Below are 17,524 nucleotides of genomic sequence, written 5' to 3'. Positions count from 1 at the left end.
CCTCGAAATAGTAGTGTTTTTATGACTGAGAAAAGTAACGAATTGTCTGATAAAGACAAGGTGACTCAAGCTTCTTTGGATGAAGCAAAGGGTATCGATAAAGAAGATCAAGTTGAGCAATCAGAAGTGGATGCCGCTGAAGCCAAGGAAGAGATTGTGCTGGAAGATACTGTTTCAATAGAAGCGGAATCTAACGTTGAAAATCCATCTGCTGAGGCGAAAGACAACATCGAAAAGGAACTGCCAGCCGCCGAGGTTGAGCCTGTTCTAGAAAATCCTCAAGACTCTGTTGAGATTGAATCTGAGCCAATTGCTGTAGATAGTGCTGAAAACACCACAGTGACGGATGATTCTTCGGAAAATGAAGCTTCAATTGCTTCTGAGGAACAAGAAGAAGAAACCGTCGTCAGCTCTGCGGAAGTAGAAGTCACAGATGAAATAGATCAAAAAGAATCTCCCGATACCGAAACCTCAGAAAGTGAAGAGGAGGAAGATCATTCGAATGACCCCGTTGAACTTTCCGGATTGACCAAGATTCAGCTTTTAAAGTTACTTAAAGATAAAATTCAGAATATTCCGATTCTCAAACTTGACAAAATTGCACACGAAATCAAGTCTGCTTTTGACGAGTTAACCGGAAAAGACAAAGAAGAAGCGCTGAATAAGTTTAAAGCCGAAGGTGGGGCTGAGGACGACTTTGAATACCGTCAACATGAAGAGGAGCGGGAATTTTTAAAAGTCTTTAATGACTTCCGTTATCAGTTGAATTCGTTGAGAAAAGAAGCCGAAAGACAAAAAGAAAAGAATCTTAGCGCCAAGACTGAATTGCTGAATAAGCTTCGTGACCTCGTCGATGGGGAAGAAACTACACTCAGCATGGGGACAATCAAATCCATTCAGGAAGAATGGAAAACGATAGGCCCGGTTCCAACTGCTCAAAACAGAAATCTTTGGGCAAGTTTTAATGCATTGATGGACAGATTCTACGACAACCGTAGCATCTATTTTGAATTGAAGGAACTTGATCGTAAGAAGAATCTTGAAAGTAAAACTGAACTTTGTGAAAAGGCTGATGCCCTCAAAGAGGTAAAAGATCTTAAAGATGCCATTCGTATGCTTAATGAACTCCACGAGGAATTTAAGCACATTGGTCCTGTACCGAGAGAAGAACAAGAAAATCTTTGGCAACGTTTTAAAGCGGCATCTGATGCAGTCTACGATCGGAGAAAAGACTTCTTTGAAGGACAAAAAGAAGTCTTTAAGCAAAATCAAACCGAAAAAGAATCACTGATTGGCAAACTGGTATCATTTGCTGATTTCAAAGCAGACCGAATTAAGGATTGGAATACCAAAACCAAGGAAATTCTCGAAATTCAAAAAGCTTGGGAAAAAATCGGACCCGTTACCAAAGAAGCCGGTAAGGAAATCAACAAAGCGTTTTGGGCTGCATTCAAGCATTTCTTTCACAACAAGAATTTGTTTTTCAAAGAACTGGATGAAATCAGAGCTACCAATCAGAAGAAAGCCGAAGAACTTATAGCACAGGCTGATGCCTTGAAGGATAATAAAGATTGGCAAAACACAGCAAATCAACTGGTGAAGCTGCAGCAGGAATGGAAAAAGTTAGGTCCGACTCCGGAGAAAAACAGAGATGGCCTTTACAAAAAATTCAAAGCTGCCTGTGATGCTTTCTTTGACAATCGAAGAAACTCCAACAAGCAGGCGAATTCTGAATTTGAAGAGAATCTCAAAAAGAAGCAGGATATCATCAAGCAAATTCTGGATGCAGCTGCCGGTACAGACTTGCAAGAAGAAACCCTTTCTACCTGGGTTTCTGAATTCAACGAGACAGGTTTCGTTCCTCGGAAAAACATCAAAGAAATTCAGGCTCAATTTAAGGATGCCGTTGATAAATATTTGGAAAAGCTGGACCCTAGCGGATCAGATCGCGATGACTTCTTGTTCAGATTAAATCTGAATCGAATTCAGACAGATCCAAATTCAATAAAAACGTTAAACAGAAAAGAGCACGGAATTCGCAAGCAGATTTCCGATTTGGAAAACAGCATCACCCTTTGGAAAAACAATTTGGAATACTTTGCGGCATCAAAAACAGCAGATAAGCTAAAAGATCAGTTTGATATAAAGATTCAAAAAGCCGAAGAGGAAGTAGATAAGTTGAAGAAGAAATTGACTATTCTAAAAGAATTCTAAATTTTTCCTGCTCAAACTCTGAGAGATAGAAAATTCTTAGGAGATGAGTTTGGAGCAAATCATGTGAAGGCCTATATTTGCACCACAATAAAAGTAAGCCTCTTTAGCTCAGCTGGTAGAGCAACTGACTTGTAATCAGTAGGTCGCTGGTTCGATCCCGGCAAGGGGCTCTTAAAAGGGAAACAGAAATGTTTCCCTTTTTGCTTTTTGGTCAATTTCAGAGTAAGGCTACTCCGACCATTTTTTACCTAATAAACCCTTGGAACCATCAGAAAAATCAAGAAGTAATCCTTTCGACGAATTTAATGAAGCGGATCTTACTCCTTGGTAAACTCGAATTCATGGAGAGGTATTGACCTATGATTTGGTATCGTCTGCTAAACTCACAGGGGGTATTTTTACCTTTATACATCATATTTTACTCTTTAATATTTCCTTTATAGTATCGCTTCTAGTTATTTTTTTCTACATTTTGTTCTTCATTTTAACTTCTTTCGTATATGAGAAAATTACTATTCAACACCCTTGGCCTATTGATCGCACTATCGGCCACATTTGCGCTTTCCAGCTTTACTACGGTGACTCCCGAATATTACGAGGGAAAATGGGAAGTCACCGTATTTGACACGCCTCAGGGCACTGCTACCATCCCGATGCGCTTTGAGACCGCAGATGGCAAGACCAAAGGGTATTTCATTGAAGATGCTTCCGGTACAGAAAAGGAAATGACCTCTGTTTCAATTTCAGGTGACAATTTGGTTGCCTACTTTAACATCACCGGCTATGATGTTTACCTTAGTTTGGTAAAAAAGGATGAGGATGTATCTAGAGGTTCTTTGATGGATATGTTTAACGCTGAGGGAAAACGCGTGAAGTGATAGTATCAAGTAGCTAGATTTTAGTATCAAGACCTAGACCTTTGAGGTTTTCCAGAACCTCGAAGGTCTCTGTTTTTATAGGGCCATTTTATTATCTCCCCAGAAAAAATCGCTGATTCGCGCAGATTTTTATTTCCCACAGATTCACGCAGAGAAATTCACAGATTTTTATTTTTTGATCTTAGACTACCCGAGGTTTTGAAAATAAGTAAACATTTAGCGCAAGTCTTTTGACTTGTGCTTACCTAAATGCAGTCTTCAGACTGCCGCTTGAAATCGAAAGGAAAGCAGTCCGAAGACTGCAGCATAGAAGGTCCAAGCCTGCCTGACGGCAAGGCAGGTCTGAAGACTTGAACCAGCCAAGAACTTTGCAATAAAAACCTTTGCGCAACTTTGTGTTCTTAACGGTTAAAAAAACGTTGAATGAAAAAGGCAGCCTCGCAGCTGCCTTTTCTGTTTGTTATTTGTTCATTGTAAAGTCTGGGAGGAACTTGATTTTTCCGCCCTCCATGGCAGATTCATGAGCCAAAATACCCACACAGGTAATATTGGCAGATTGCCTTGCATCCGGATATGGAGCTCTTTTCTCAATCAGGGCATTGAGAAATTCATTTACAAGATGTGGATGAGAACCTCCATGGCCGGATCCTTGAATAAAAGACAAATGCTGATTGTCGTCACCGTCATATACTCCCTGAGTTGTAAAAGAAGCGATCTCTTTAGGAAGCAAATGTGCATAATCCGGGATTTTGACTTTCTCCGGACTTTCTCCGGTATGGATTACAGAATCTTCGTGCTCGATCAGTGTCCACTCAAATGACTTTTTAGAGCCATACACATCAAAACTTTCCCGATACTGCCTTGCCGTGTTAAATAAAGATCTTGTAACCTCAGCCGCCAAATCGGAATCTTTAAGCTTGATGTGACAAGTCTCGATCGCAAAAGGAGAACCGTACTTTGGAATAAGATTTTCATCAATTCTTCCTGACCCTAAACAGGAAACGTATTCTGCCTGTCCTTTTGGCAAGGCCAAAACCGGACCCACACAGTGGGTGGCATAGTGCATTGGAGGGAGGCCTTCCCAATAGCCTGGCCATCCTGCCATTTCCTGCTGATGAGAGGCTCTAAGAAATTGAATTTTGCCCAGCTCGCCTTTCTCATACATTTCTTTTACAAAGAGGAATTCGCGACTGTAAATCACCGTTTCCATCATCATGTATGTCAAACCGGTACGCTCGGTTTCTTCGACGATCGCACGGCACTCCTCGACGGTAGTAGCCATGGGTACGGTACAGGCGACATGCTTGCCAGCACGAAGGGCTTTTAAGGATTGCTCAGCGTGATTTTGGATTGGCGTATTGATGTGAACTGCATCGACATTGGGGTCTTTAAGTAACTCATCGTAGTCGGTATACACCTTTTCGATTCCAAATGCTTTTCCGATTTCTTCTGCCTTTTCTTTATTTCGCTGGCAAATTGCATACATATTGGCCAAGGGATGCTTTTGGTAAATTGGAATAAATTCGGCTCCAAATCCCAATCCGATGATGGCGATGTTGATTTGTTTTTGACTCATGGGTATTTAGTGTTTTTGGTGTAAAGATGTTGGGGAGTATGGAGGTTTGGAGGTAAGGAAGTTGGGAAGACCAATGTGGATGTCACCCTGAGCGGAGTCGAAGGGTCCTCGACTCCGCTCGGACTGACAAAAACTTGCGGTTTGGACCTATTCCGCTGCCCACTTCCTCAAAAATTCCAGTCCTTCTTTGGCAAAGCCGTCCTGAGAAGGAACCAATGGTTTCCAGATGCATACCGCACCTGCCAGTTCTTTCACATCGGGAGTAAAGCTTTCGATAGAAATTACCCCTTGGTAGTTGATTCCTTCCAAGCCTCGCTTCCAGGCAGCCCAGTTGGTTTGGCCTGTTCCGGGAGTTCCTCGGTAGTTTTCAGAAACCTGCACATGGATCAGTTTATCTCCGACAGTTTTAATCGCATGCTCGATACTCGGTTCCTCAATATTCATGTGGAATCCATCTAGGATTGCCTTGGCCTGAGGTTCATTGATATCTGTGATCAGTTGCATTAACTCTTCGGAGGTGTTGATCAGGTCAGTTTCAAATCGGTTTAGGGTTTCTATTGCGATCTCCAATCCAAATTCACCTGCACGATGACAGACTTTCCGGAGGTTGGTGACAGCGCGATTCCATTCGATTTTTTTTTGTTCGGCTGAGACCAAACGGGCTTTTCCTACCGCCGAATACATCGGTCCGGCCACAAAACTTGCTCCCAATTCAGAAGCAATTTCAAAACAGGAATCAAGGTAATCGAAGCAGGTTTGATGAAATGCCGGATCTTCATTGGTCAAATCCCGGCTTGTGCCGAAAGCGCCGCAGAGAACAGGCCTGAGCCCATTATCCGCAAGTGCTTTCTTTACCCAATCAATGTCAATTAAAGCGGGATCTTCCACAGGAATCTCCACCGCATCGTATCCGTAGCTTTTGATTTTTGGAAAAAGCTTGACGGTTTCCTTGTTGAAAGGCGAAGTCCATAGCCAGGTGCTGACTGCAAATGTTACATTCAACGCCATGCCTATTCTACTTTCATGATTCCGTTCATAATTCTCCAGTGGCCCGGTACTGTACAGACAAATGGATAGTCTCCCGGTTCGGTTGGGGCAGTGAATACGATTGATTCACGACCTTCTGGATCAACCAATAGGGTAGCAGCTATTACTTGAGGAATCTTAGGGACGTAATTTTGTTCGGCACCTTTTGGATCACGGGCCAAAGCATCCGCAGCTTCACCGATGGTCTCCATGGATCCTTTTTGTCCAATGACCAAGTTATGCTGCATGAAATCCGGGTTTTCGAAGTCTATCGTAACCTGAGAACCAGCCTTCACCGTGAATGTGGCCAAGGTGAATTTCATCTCATGGGGGATTACTCCCAATTTGATCAGAGTTGTACCATTTGCTGCGGTGGTAGCACCTCCAGCGTCAGCCATCATTTGAATATCAGATCCTGGTTTTTTCAGTGCTAGGGTTGATTTGTTGCTAATTCTACCAGCGAACATCCAGCCCCCTTCATATTTTCCAACTTGATTTCTTGAGTCATTTTGACCAACACGAACACGTCTAGGAGTAAGTTCTGCGGCGAAAAGTCCTTTGGTTTTAGCTTTTCCGATTTCCTCCCCATTGATCATCAATGTCATACTTCCATCTTCCACAAGGGTTGCATCAATGATGAATTGCTCTTCAGGGAGGCCTTTTTTAGAACTAATTATCGTGAGTTTTTCATCCTGAGCTACTGCAAAGTGAAGTTTGTCTTCATAGATATATAAGCTGTAACCATTGGTACCATTTCCATGTGCCACCAAAATTCCATCCAGAGGATTGTTGCCTTTGGATGCAATCATTCGAATTGCAATTTCCTTTCCAGCCACTTCAGGTGGAAAAAGGATAGAGTTTCTGGAATCCAATGGATATTGCTCCGCAACCAAGCTTCTGCTGATTCGGTCAGCCAAGGACAATTCGGCATTGTCACCGGACTGTAAAGCTGTCTTGCTGTCTCGCTTTGCAAATTCAGTTGGGTGTGCTAAAACCGCTGCAAATATTGCCTGAGGCAAATACGCATCTGTTCCATTATCAGCAACATCGGCAGCCTTGATCAATTCTTTGGCAGCACCTTCATTGAAAGGCATTTCTGACAAAGTCAGGAAAGCATATTTTCGTGCATGTAAATCCGAATCGTTCAGGAGATTGGAAGCCATGATGGCTTTCAGCGAAGCCTCAGTACGAGGGATCACGCGAAGTGCATTTTTCCTTACCGCACCGGAAGGGTGTCGAAGTGCTTTTTCTACCATTTGCTCCGCTTCCCTGTTTGTCCCATTCAATTCTCCCAAACCATGCAAGGTCCAAAGGGCATTGATTGCAGGACCGTTAAGCCCCACTGCATCAACACTTTGATCTCCGATAATTTTATACAGGTCTTGAAGGACCTCTTTATTTTTTGTCTCTACAATCAAACGCTGCGCGGTCAATCTCCAAAACATATTCTCGCTTTTCAAGGCAGAGATTAGCTTTTTGGAGCTGGCATCTTTCAGGTCAAACGTCTCTGAATCATCTCCGCCTTTGTATACCATTCGATAAATACGTCCGTGCTTGCTGTCACGTAGGGGATTGATGTAAGCATTACCGTCACCGTTTTCGAATCCTCTTGGAGTAGGGTTATGCTGGATGATAAAGTTGTACCAGTCTGCAACCCAAAGCGCTCCGTCAGGTCCAACCTCGGCATGAACAGGGGAGAACCACTCGTCTGAACTCGCCAAAATATTAAATCCATTTTTTTCTTTAAATCCAGATCCTTCCGGATTCATGATCGCATTGTGGAGCACTCGTCCTGTTGGCTCTGCCACGAAGGCGATTTTGTTCCAATAGTTTTTAGGAAAGCTCCTTGCTGTGTAGAAATTATGTCCTGCAGCAGCGGTATAGCTTCCATGCCAATCAACCTGTCTTAGGAAAGGCGTGAGATGAGGCATATCATAATGCGAGTCGATGCCATGAACTGTATTGGCAGATCCTTGAAAGACTGGTCGCTTTAGGTAGTTATTTGCCATGGAAAAATACACACTGTGCTGACCGTTTGCCGTAGAAATAAATGTTTCAAAGTCTTCGGTGAAACCCAATCCCCAAGTATTGTTTGAAGTATTTCCCAGGTATTCCAGATTATTTCCGCTAGGATCAAATCGATAAACACCCTGTCCAAATTGATGTCTTACGCCACTTACTTCTCCATTGAAGCCGGAATAACCCAAGACGCCCCAGATTTTATTGTCAAAACCATACTTCAAATTAGAAGGTCCTGCATGGGTATCGCTTTTGCCCCAACCAGTCATTACTACTTCTCTGACATCGGCAACATCATCGCCATCGGTATCTTTTAAGAATATAAAATCAGGTGCCATGGAGATTACAATGCCGCCATTTACAGCCATGATGGATGTCGGAATATTCAGATTATCTGCAAAGACAGTAACTTTATCAGCCTTGCCGTCTCCATTGGTATCTTCCAGAATTTTGATTTTGTCATTGCCACCCTCTTTTCGGACTTCATTAGGATAATCCACTGTTTCGATGACATAAAGTCTGCCTCTTTCGTCCCATGCTATTGCCATCGGATTGATGATCATTGGTTCGGCAGCGAAAAGCTGCAATTCAAACCCGACAGGAACCTGAATCAGTTTCATACTTTGCTCAGGTGTCAAAGGAAGCTGATAGCGTGGGGCGGGATCCCGCTTTTCATAATTTGGTATTTCGGCATCCTGAAATTCAGGTATTGGAATTTCATATTTGGTCAAAAGTTCATTCACCTTATCTCCAACAGCCCAAAGAATACCATTTGCCACCAAGTCCTGAAAGCCCTTTTTTCCCCATGTCTTCTCATTATGGCCGTAAGCCGTATAGAACACACGCCCTTTGCCTTCATTCCTTACCCAAGTGTAAGGTTCTTTTTTGCCGCCTTCGACCCGTTCCATCAGGACATGCATGTCGGGATTGACTTTGGTATGAACGTAGGTTTCATCCCAAGTTTCAAACTCCTCCAAGCCAGCCATCACCGGATGTGCACTATCAATAATGCCCACGGTAAAATCTCCTGTTCCATGGGTACTAAACTGACCTCCAACCGCACCGATGTACCAGTCGGAGTTTTGGAAACAGAAGGAAGCCGAATGGATCGGTATTAGCGCCTTACCGCTTTGAACATAGTCTTTAAGTGCTTTTTCCTGTTCAGGACTGATCTTTTCATGGTTGGCATAGATCATTAGCCCGTCATAATTATTTAAGGTCACCTTGTTGAGATCATTAAGATCTGTAGTGTAGGTGAGGTTGATTCCTTTTTGGAAAAGGGGAGTTCCAAGATACATCATCAGCTTTTCGGAGTTGTGATGTTCACTTTCATGGCCTAGGACGAGGATTTCTACCCGTCTTGGATCAGTCATGGAAAGGAAATTTTCCTTTTTTCCGCAGGAAATAATGAGGGTGAGTGCGATGAGAAGGAGAAGATAAGAGCTTCTCCAATTTTTTAAATTGGTCATGCTTTGGGCTTACTAAAATTTAGATGCTAATATTCCTCAATTTGGCTCAGAATTCCTTACTGTTTTTACTTGAATAGTGACTGTTTTTTTCCAATTTGAATTTTATATTTGAAAAAAAAGAGCAGAAATCAGTGAAAAGACCACTCCAAAAATCCCGTATCCCAGAGGGTAAAGCATTTGTAGTTAAAGAGTTGATCGCTCCATTTTTTGACGTAAACTGGCATTTTCATTCAGAATATCAATTATTCGTTGCCTTGAAGGGGAGTGGTACCCGCTTTATTGGAGATCATATGCAGACTTTTCGGGAAGGGGATATGGTACTTACCGGACCTGATCTCCCTCACCTTTGGAAAAATGATAAGGCTTATCACATTCCTGAGAATAATCTGAGCACGCATGGCATTGTGGTTTACTTTCCGGATAATTTTCTTAACAATTCAGTTTTTCAGTTGGAGGAATTCGAAGGCTTATCCAATATGCTCAAAAAATCAGTGAGAGGAATTGAGATTACCGGAAACACGAATCATTTGGTTAAAAATATGATGATCGAGCTGCTCGATTTAAAAGGAGTGAATAGTCTTATCAGTTTGCTCAAAATCCTACAGACAATAGCTGATTCACCGGATTGCAAATTGATTACCGATGCGGCTTATGTAAATACCAACAAGGAATCCGAAAAGGATCGAATGGGTCAGGTGTATGAATATGTCATGCACAATTTCCAGTCGAAAGTCAGTTTGGAAGAAGCTGCCCAAATTTCCAATCTTTCGGTGTCTGCTTTCAGCAGATTCTTCAAATCAAGAGTAAATAAATCATTTTCCGATTTTTTGACTGATGTTCGAATTTCTCATGCCTGCAAACTACTGCATGAATCTGATTTGAATATCAGCGAGATCTCTTATGAATGCGGGTTTTTTACTTTGTCCAATTTCAACAAACTCTTCAAGGAACGGATCAAAATGACCCCTGTGCAATACAGGAAAGAGTTTTATAAAACATTTGTGATCGCCTAGGATCAATTCAGGTTTTTAATAGTTCCAAAACCTGATCGATGTAGGACGAACTTATCGGAACCACAAATCCATTCAGATGAAGTTGATGTTTTTCGACTTTAGTGATCTGATTTTTATTGGCCAAAAACGATCTATGAGTTCGGATAAAGGATACCGGCAAAAGTTTTTCCGTTTCAGAAAGTGTCATCCGGCTCATAATCTTTTGGTCTAACAGCTGAAAGGTCACGTAATTTCCCTGAGCCTCGCAATACAGTAAATCCGAAAAATCGACTCGAATCTGACCATCGCTGGTTTTGACAAAAAGGAAGGAGGGTTCATTTTTCGGATGAAGTTCGATCCATTCCTGGGCTTTTTGGCAGGCTTTCAGAAAACGACTGAGATTAAAAGGCTTTAACAAATAGTCCAGGGCATCAAGCTCGAAGCCTTTTACCGCATAATCTGAATAAGCGGTTGTAAAAATCACCACGGTTTCTTTTGGAAGGAGAACCGCCAAGTCAATTCCTGAGATGTCCGGCATATTGATATCAAGAAATACCAGTTGAATGGACTCGTTTTTCAGATACTCAAGTCCCTGAACCGGATTGGTAAATGTGGCTTTGAGCTCCAGAAAAGGCACTTTGGAAGCGTGCGATTTGATCACTTCCAAAGCGTAGGATTCATCGTCGATGGCGATTGCCGATATCATGTGTTAATTCAATTGAATGGAAAGGTGGACAAAGAAGTCGGTATCGTTGGAAATTATATTCAAGTTATGTCGATTTGGATAGACCAATTGAAGCCTGCTTTTCACATTTTCAAGTCCGATTCCGGATTCTTCACGGGATTTTTCTGAGGCCGGTTTCTCGGGATGAGTACTGTTGACCAAGTCCAAATGAACAGACCCTGCAATGCACCTCAAGTTAAGCTTGATCCAGGATTTTTCTTTGGCAGATATGCCGTGTTTGAAGGCATTTTCGACAAACGGAATCAACAGCATCGGAGCGATGTCTCCGGCACATTGATTTTCATTGATCTGGATATCGATATCCAAATTGTCCTGAGCCCCAAAGCGAAGCATCTGCAGGTCGAGGTAGTTTCTAAGGTAGTTGATTTCTCTGGAGAGCGGAATGCGGGGGAGTTGGTTCTCATGGAGCATGAAACGCATCATATCACCGAGTTTCTGAATGCCATCGGATGTTTTCTCCGCATTTTCCATCAAAGAGCTCGCATAGAGCGTGTTCAGTGCATTAAAGAGAAAGTGAGGGTTGATTTGGGAGCGGAGGAAATCCATTCCTGCTTCACCCTGATTGACTTGGTAAGAAAGGGTGGAGATTTGACCAATGTATGAGTCGTACTTTTTGAAAAGGAGGGAAGTCAAAGGAAAAAAGATCAATTGGATGAAAGCTACAGTTCCCAAGCCGCCAATTACAAATATTTCCTCATGATTACTCTCTACCGATATAATGAGAGCACCAATTAAAATGATGGCCATCAAACCCCAATTATACCACCTGGATTGCTTGATTTGGCCTGTTTTCTTTTTTCCATACACCAGAAAGAAATTGTAAAGACTGGCAATGAAAATCACCGGAATGAAGACACCAAAGATGATGGAAGGACCTTCGCTGGAAATGACATCGAGCTGAATCAGAAAAAGCAATGTAAACAGATAGCCCAAAATTAGACGGGAGATATTGTAAATCTGAAAATCGCGGATTTTGGGAGGAGTCAGCACCTGACTGAAAAGTTTGGAGCCGATCAGGTAGCAGACATAAAGCACCACTATTCCAAGAAAGTAGGTGGGGAAGGGTGTCTTGACCAATTTGGACGTGTATCCAAAAATCGCACAAATACCAAATGCAACAAGTCCGGTCAGTGCAATCCAGACCACGGATGGCCACTTGTTGGAATCTGTTTGATACTTTGGAATCAGGACCATGTGAATCAAATGGAAAGCGGAATAGAGTGCAGCCAAAATCAGCAGCCTGCTGGCAAATTGGAAAATAGCCATTCCGGAATCATTGTAGAATTGAGGACGGTAACCAAAGAGGACAAAAAGAAAGGCGGTCAAAACCGCTGTGGTGACGATCCACCATTCGACCTGTCGGAAATCTAAGCTTTTGGACTGCATAGCTGGTAAAATAAAGATTATTTAAGATTGGGTGAGTTGGAAATTTCATGTTTGGTCAATTGCCGCTGTTCATGAGGCTCCGGATCCGAAAAAGCCAAAAACAGATTATAGAAAAGCCCCGCAGCGATCAGCAGATAAAAGACAGTTTTGCGTTCCACTTTTAGCTTTGGGGTTTTCAAAGTTGGTTTAGTTTTCGTTTCGTCAATTGACATCACAAGAATACTTACCCAGCCAAATACAGGCAAAAAAATGGGACGAAAGGAGAGGTTTGAGGGGTGGAAATGAAAGGGAATTTGAAATTTGAGATTTGAAATTTTGGGTACCAGGTATCTTCGATCAAACTGGCAGGTGGTTGTGTCAGACTTAGCGGAGTCGAAGTCCGGTTTCGACTCCGCTCAACCTGACACACCGAAATGCTCAGGTGAATCAATATTTAGGATTATTATCTCCGGAAACTAAAAATATTTTAGTACCCATATTTGAAGAAAAAATCCGAAATCACATATCCGAAATCAGAAATCAAAATGGATAGTGCTCCAGGTCAATTCCCCACAACAACGGAAGGATAAAGTAGACCATAAGCGTGATGACCACGATGGACACCAAATTGAGACGGAATCCAGCTTTGACCATATCCTTCATCTGAAGGTAACCCGAACCGAAAACCACAGCATTGGGAGGGGTGGCCACCGGAAGCATAAATGCGCAACTTGCAGCCAAAGTGGCCCCAACCATCAGTCCAAAAGGATGCAAATCAAGCTTGAGCGCAACAGAAGCCAATATTGGAAGCAGCATCGAAGCAGTAGCGACATTAGAAGTGACCTCAGTGAGGAAATTGACCGAGGCGACAACTATAAGTAGCAATACGATAAAACCAATTCCGTCAATGGTGGTAAAACCTCCGCCAATCCATTCAGCCAAGCCTGTTTCTTTGAAGCCTTCGGCTAAAGCCAAACCACCACCAAAAAGAATCAAAACCCCCCAGGGGATCTTCTCGGCAGTTTTCCAGTCCAGAATCCGAACATTTTTCTGAGCGGAGGGAAGGATAAAAAGTAACACCACACCGATCAAGACAATGATTGTATCATCGATTTGAGGGAAAATTTTGGCCAAAATAAAACTTCGCGTTATCCAGGAAAAACAAACCAATCCAAAGACAATCAAGACCACTTTTTCTTCAAAACTCATTTTTCCCAAGGCCTTTAGTTGATTGGCAATTACGGATTTGATGTCGTCAAGATTTAGTTTTTTAGGTAGGGGATTGGCTGTTTTGACCAAATACAACCAGCAATTAATTAAAAGGAAAGCTGCAAATGGAAAACCAAAAAGCATCCATTCATTAAACCCAATGGAATAGTTGTAAAGTTCTTTAATTACCGCAGCCATAATGGCATTGGTAGGGGTTCCGATCAAAGTCGCCATTCCACCAATCGATGCCGAATACGCAATTCCCAGCATGATATTCTTTCCGAGACTGGAAGCAATTCCTTCATTTTCGGGTCCCAGCTGGGTTTTAAACTGATTGACTACAGCCAAACCAATCGGTAACATCATGAGGGCAGTGGCAGAATTGGAAATCCACATGGATAGAAATCCTGTGGCAAGAATAAACCCAAGTACAATCCGTCGTAAATCTGTTCCCATCAGGTTGATGATGTTCAGCGCAATCCGGCGATGAAGATTCCATTTTTCAATTCCTGTAGCCAACAGAAATCCTCCCATATATAGGAGTACTGTAGGGTGCATGTAATTATCCGAGATGGATTCGATATTCAGAATTCCAAGCAGCGGCATCAGGATCAAAGGCAGAATTGCGGTGGCAGCAATGGGTATGGCTTCGGTGATCCACCAGATTGCCATCCAGCAGGCCAAACCCAGCATAGCCTGCGCTGCAGGATTCAATCCTGCAGACTGTACAAAAAAATAAATCAACAGAAAGGAAATCGGACCGAAATATAAGCCGAATCGGGGAAGCCAATTTGTCATTTAAGGCAAAGTAGAGGTTAGGGCTGGAATAGTGCAGGAAAGATAAAAAAGAATCCCGAATGGAGATCGGGATTTTCTATTTAACATAATATAAATTATACAACATTAAGATCTATTCCTAAATCCCAGCCTTTGTCCAACGTATCATCCTTCCATGATTTCTAAATCCAATTTAGAAAGGTCATTTTCAGCCTTCTTGTAAAATTCAATCGTCTCAAGCTCATTTGCCTGAAGCTCCATCCGATTGTAAATTTCTGCTTTGTTTAGACGTAATTCATTCACGGACATTTGAAAAGTAGTCGGTCGAATCAATGGTTTATATTTTCTACTTTTTGTAGGTTTCTTCACAATAACCAAATTATTGGATTTCCATTTTTTAAAACACTATTTACAAATCCTAACTCGCTGGTATTTGGAGGCTCCTATAGAAATTCCAACAGAAGTTTAAAACCTTCAAACCGGTTTTCAATAATGAAACCTCGCCTGCACAATCCTGAGAACTTGATCTTCTCCAGCGCCTTGAACCCGATAAACCAATCGATGCTCCCCCGTTATTCTCCTGGACCAATATCCGGCTAAATTTCCTTTGAGTGGTTCGGGCTTGCCTTTTCCTTTGAAAGGAGTTCGTTTGATTTCCTTGATCAGCTCATTGATTTTTTCAAGGACATCGGCATCCTGCTCTTGCCAATACAAATACTCTTCCCAAGCGTGGTCTGTAAATGCGACTTGCATTTATTCCTCCAATTTTATTTCCCGGATCTGGGCTTCACTTGCTTTATCCTGAGCGATACTTTCCAGAAGTCTTTGAGTATTGGCTTGAGTGGATAGCAAATGGACAGTTTCTTCCATTGAATTAAATTGATCCAAAGACATCACGACGAAATCCCGCTTTTTAGGCCCCGAAAGAATCAGGATATCTTGGGCTTCTTCAATTTCCTGAAGCCGCTCTTTCATATTCGTCCTAAAATCTGTAATTGTCGAAGTTTTCATAGCTTTATTTAACCTAATTTTTTCAAAAAAGTTACAAATAAATGTACGTAATTCTGTACTTATTTTATAATTTAATTCTTCGTGTCTTAATCAAATATGAAGAATAGTGTTCTTAGAACCTTTCAACCTTACAACTTTACAACCATTCAACATACATCACCAAATCCTAATCCTATCCCCTTCTGCCTTGTAATTTTTATCTCCAGGCCGCACGTTGAATGCGGTATAAAATGAATCAAAGTTCATCAGCGGGCCATTGACTCGCCATGTGGCTGGTGAATGGGAATTGGTATTCACATAGTTGCGCATAAACTCATCCCTGGTTTTGACTCGCCAGATTTGTGCGATCGAAATGCAAAAGCGCTGATCCGGGGTGTAACCGTCGATTTTGGTGGTATCCTGTCCTTGTTTGGTGAGTTTGAAGGCTTCATAGGCGATGTAGAGCGCGCCATTGTCTGCGGTATTCTCACCGATCGTCATGGCGCCTTTTACCGGAACACTGTCCAAGACGGTGAAGGTGTCATAGCGTTCGATCAATTGTTGTGTTTTGGCTTTGAACTTCGCAAAATCAGCGTCTGTCCACCAATTTTTGACATTACCATCTTTGTCGTATTGCGCACCCTGATCATCAAAGGCATGCGTCAGTTCGTGTCCGATGACCATGCCAATGCCTCCATAATTGATCGCATCGTCAGCGTAAAGATCAAAGTATGGATACTGTAAGATTCCCGCAGGAAAGACAATTTCATTCAGGGAAGGATTGTAATAGGCCGTCACCGTAGAAGGTGTAGTCCCCCACTCGTCTTTGTTTGGCGCTTTGTTGAGCTTTGCCGCTTGATACTGATAGTCGTTTTCCATCAGTGCGACCACATTTTCAAAATAGGTATCCCGATTGATTGTGACCGCTTCGTATGTTCTCCAGACATCGGGATAACCCACTTTCTTTTTGATGGCGTAGAGTTTCTCGATTGCCTTGATTTTGGTGCTGTCGCTCATCCAGTCCAACTGTTTGATGCGGGTTTCGAAGGCTTTTTGGAAGTTGTCCACCAGTTCCGAAATCCGCTTTTTGGCATCCTCATTGAAATACCGCTTGACATACAATTGACCCAAAGCAAATCCCAATTGGCGGTCTACTTTGCTGACCATTTGCTGCGCACGGGTCAGTTGCTTGGATTGGCCTAGTAGGACTTTTTCATACTCAAAGCTAGCCGCTTCGAACGGTTCGCTCAAGACACTCGCATAGGTCACTAAGGAACTTGCTTTTAAATAAGTTTTCCAATCGCCCAGGTTGACAGAATTCAGCATCGAATTCAGTTTGCTGTAGTAGGCAGGTTGGCGCACATCAACGGAATCTGCTTTGAGATTCAGTTGATTTAGCATCTTACCAATCCCGATATTCGGCATTTTTGAATCCAGTTCAGCGACAGCCATCTTATTGTAATTCTCTTTGACTACTCTCCGCTCGATGCGTGTTTTATGGGATTCTGCCAGCGACTTTTCTATTCCATATACCTTCTCAGCACTTTTTTGAGCATCTGCTTGATTTGACCCTGTCAGTTCAAAAAGTGTGGCAATGTAGGTTTTATAGGCTTTTTGAATTCCAAGAGTGGCTGAGTCAGTTTTGAAATAGTAATCTCGATCCGGTAAGCCCAAGCCTGACTGACTGAAATGCAGGATATTGATGCTGCTGTTTTCCTGATCGGGTGAAACGTTCATTCCGATGATGGAATTATTGCCTCGGCTGATTTGCATAGTGACAAATGCCATCATTCCTGTAAGATCCTTGATTCCATCGATCTCATTTAGAATCGGCTGAACAGGCTCGTATCCGCGCGCATTGATGACTTCAGTGGCCATGCCGGAGGCATAGAAGTCCCCTACTTTCTGTTCGTTACTTCCTTTTGGATGAGTTTGTGCTGATACTTCTTCGAGTATGTTTTCCAAAAGCTGCCGCTGCGGAATATTCAAGAACGAATAAGACCCCACCCCTACCTGATCGTCGGCTATCCTGGCAGTATCATACCATTTGCCGTTGACGTGCATGAAGAAGTTGTCGCCGGGCTTGATGTTGGAATCAATTCCTGCAACATCGACAAACAGGCGCTCTCCGGACTCAGGTGTTGGAGATTTGGAAGTGCAAGCTGCCAAAGCAAGTAAAGCGAGGAGGGTTTTATGATTCATTGGAGGTCAGTTTTTGTTGGAAATAAAAGAAAAATAGATGGGGATTTTACCCATCCATGTAA

Annotated in this window: 14 protein-coding genes and 1 tRNA gene; 4 read left to right on the top strand and 11 right to left on the bottom strand. The window is 42.5% G+C overall.

All coding sequences use genetic code 11. The features are described 5' to 3' along the window. Window positions 1-21 precede the first annotated feature (21 nt). The 3 genes from Q8M62_RS03585 (at window position 22) to Q8M62_RS03575 (ending at window position 3,092) form a co-directional block, all read left to right on the top strand. On the top strand, window positions 22-2,214 hold the full coding sequence (locus Q8M62_RS03585; protein ID WP_304899621.1) for a DUF349 domain-containing protein: 2,193 nt from the start codon (window positions 22-24) through the stop codon (window positions 2,212-2,214). A gap of 97 nt (window positions 2,215-2,311) precedes the next feature. Beyond that, window positions 2,312-2,384 (top strand) — tRNA-Thr (locus Q8M62_RS03580). Window positions 2,385-2,714: 330 nt separating this feature from the next. Then, entirely contained in the window at window positions 2,715-3,092 is a 378-nt protein-coding gene (locus tag Q8M62_RS03575; RefSeq protein ID WP_304899620.1) for a hypothetical protein, read from the top strand. Window positions 3,093-3,552: 460 nt separating this feature from the next. On the opposite strand, the gene Q8M62_RS03570 is transcribed toward Q8M62_RS03575, so the two are convergent. The 3 genes from Q8M62_RS03570 to Q8M62_RS03560 all read right to left on the bottom strand — a co-directional run bounded on the left by Q8M62_RS03570 (window position 3,553) and on the right by Q8M62_RS03560 (window position 9,182). Then, window positions 3,553-4,668, bottom strand: coding sequence for a Gfo/Idh/MocA family protein (locus Q8M62_RS03570; protein ID WP_304899619.1), 1,116 nt, complete (start codon window positions 4,666-4,668; stop codon window positions 3,553-3,555). Window positions 4,669-4,815: 147 nt separating this feature from the next. Continuing rightward, window positions 4,816-5,676, bottom strand: coding sequence for a sugar phosphate isomerase/epimerase (locus Q8M62_RS03565; protein WP_304899618.1), 861 nt, complete (start codon window positions 5,674-5,676; stop codon window positions 4,816-4,818). 2 nt (window positions 5,677-5,678) lie between these two features. Further along, entirely contained in the window at window positions 5,679-9,182 is a 3,504-nt protein-coding gene (locus Q8M62_RS03560; protein WP_304899617.1) for a PVC-type heme-binding CxxCH protein, read from the bottom strand. Between the two features lie 131 nt (window positions 9,183-9,313). Here Q8M62_RS03560 and Q8M62_RS03555 point away from each other — a divergent pair, with 131 nt between their 5' ends. Continuing rightward, window positions 9,314-10,195 (top strand): AraC family transcriptional regulator, encoded by an 882-nt coding sequence (locus Q8M62_RS03555; RefSeq protein ID WP_304899616.1) that lies wholly within the window; start codon window positions 9,314-9,316, stop codon window positions 10,193-10,195. 7 nt (window positions 10,196-10,202) lie between these two features. On the opposite strand, the gene Q8M62_RS03550 is transcribed toward Q8M62_RS03555, so the two are convergent. The 8 genes from Q8M62_RS03550 to Q8M62_RS03515 all read right to left on the bottom strand — a co-directional run bounded on the left by Q8M62_RS03550 (window position 10,203) and on the right by Q8M62_RS03515 (window position 17,462). Then, the gene (locus Q8M62_RS03550; protein WP_304899615.1) at window positions 10,203-10,880 is read right to left on the bottom strand and encodes a LytTR family DNA-binding domain-containing protein; all 678 of its coding nucleotides are present in this window, start codon (window positions 10,878-10,880) and stop codon (window positions 10,203-10,205) included. Window positions 10,881-10,883: 3 nt separating this feature from the next. Further along, window positions 10,884-12,305, bottom strand: a complete 1,422-nt coding sequence (locus tag Q8M62_RS03545) for a sensor histidine kinase (protein WP_304899614.1) — start codon at window positions 12,303-12,305, stop codon at window positions 10,884-10,886. A 17-nt stretch (window positions 12,306-12,322) separates the two neighbouring features. Next, on the bottom strand, window positions 12,323-12,484 hold the full coding sequence (locus Q8M62_RS03540; protein ID WP_304899613.1) for a hypothetical protein: 162 nt from the start codon (window positions 12,482-12,484) through the stop codon (window positions 12,323-12,325). Between the two features lie 340 nt (window positions 12,485-12,824). Continuing rightward, on the bottom strand, window positions 12,825-14,291 hold the full coding sequence (locus tag Q8M62_RS03535) for a DASS family sodium-coupled anion symporter (RefSeq protein WP_304899612.1): 1,467 nt from the start codon (window positions 14,289-14,291) through the stop codon (window positions 12,825-12,827). Window positions 14,292-14,435: 144 nt separating this feature from the next. Next, window positions 14,436-14,639, bottom strand: a complete 204-nt coding sequence (locus Q8M62_RS03530; protein ID WP_304899611.1) for a hypothetical protein — start codon at window positions 14,637-14,639, stop codon at window positions 14,436-14,438. Window positions 14,640-14,756: 117 nt separating this feature from the next. Beyond that, window positions 14,757-15,023, bottom strand: coding sequence for a Txe/YoeB family addiction module toxin (locus tag Q8M62_RS03525; RefSeq protein WP_304899610.1), 267 nt, complete (start codon window positions 15,021-15,023; stop codon window positions 14,757-14,759). Then, window positions 15,024-15,281: a type II toxin-antitoxin system Phd/YefM family antitoxin gene (locus Q8M62_RS03520; RefSeq protein WP_304899609.1), complete on the bottom strand. Its 258-nt coding sequence runs from the start codon at window positions 15,279-15,281 to the stop codon at window positions 15,024-15,026. Window positions 15,282-15,437: 156 nt separating this feature from the next. Continuing rightward, window positions 15,438-17,462 carry a M13 family metallopeptidase gene (locus tag Q8M62_RS03515; protein WP_304899608.1) on the bottom strand — a complete coding sequence of 675 codons (2,025 nt, stop codon included), beginning with the start codon at window positions 17,460-17,462 and terminating at the stop codon, window positions 15,438-15,440. Window positions 17,463-17,524: the final 62 nt, after the last annotated feature.

The organism is Algoriphagus sp. (assembly GCF_030694375.1).
Classification (GTDB): Bacteria; Bacteroidota; Bacteroidia; order Cytophagales; family Cyclobacteriaceae; genus Algoriphagus.
Note: the sequence above shows the minus strand (reverse complement) of the source record. Positions and strands in the feature narration are given on the sequence as shown.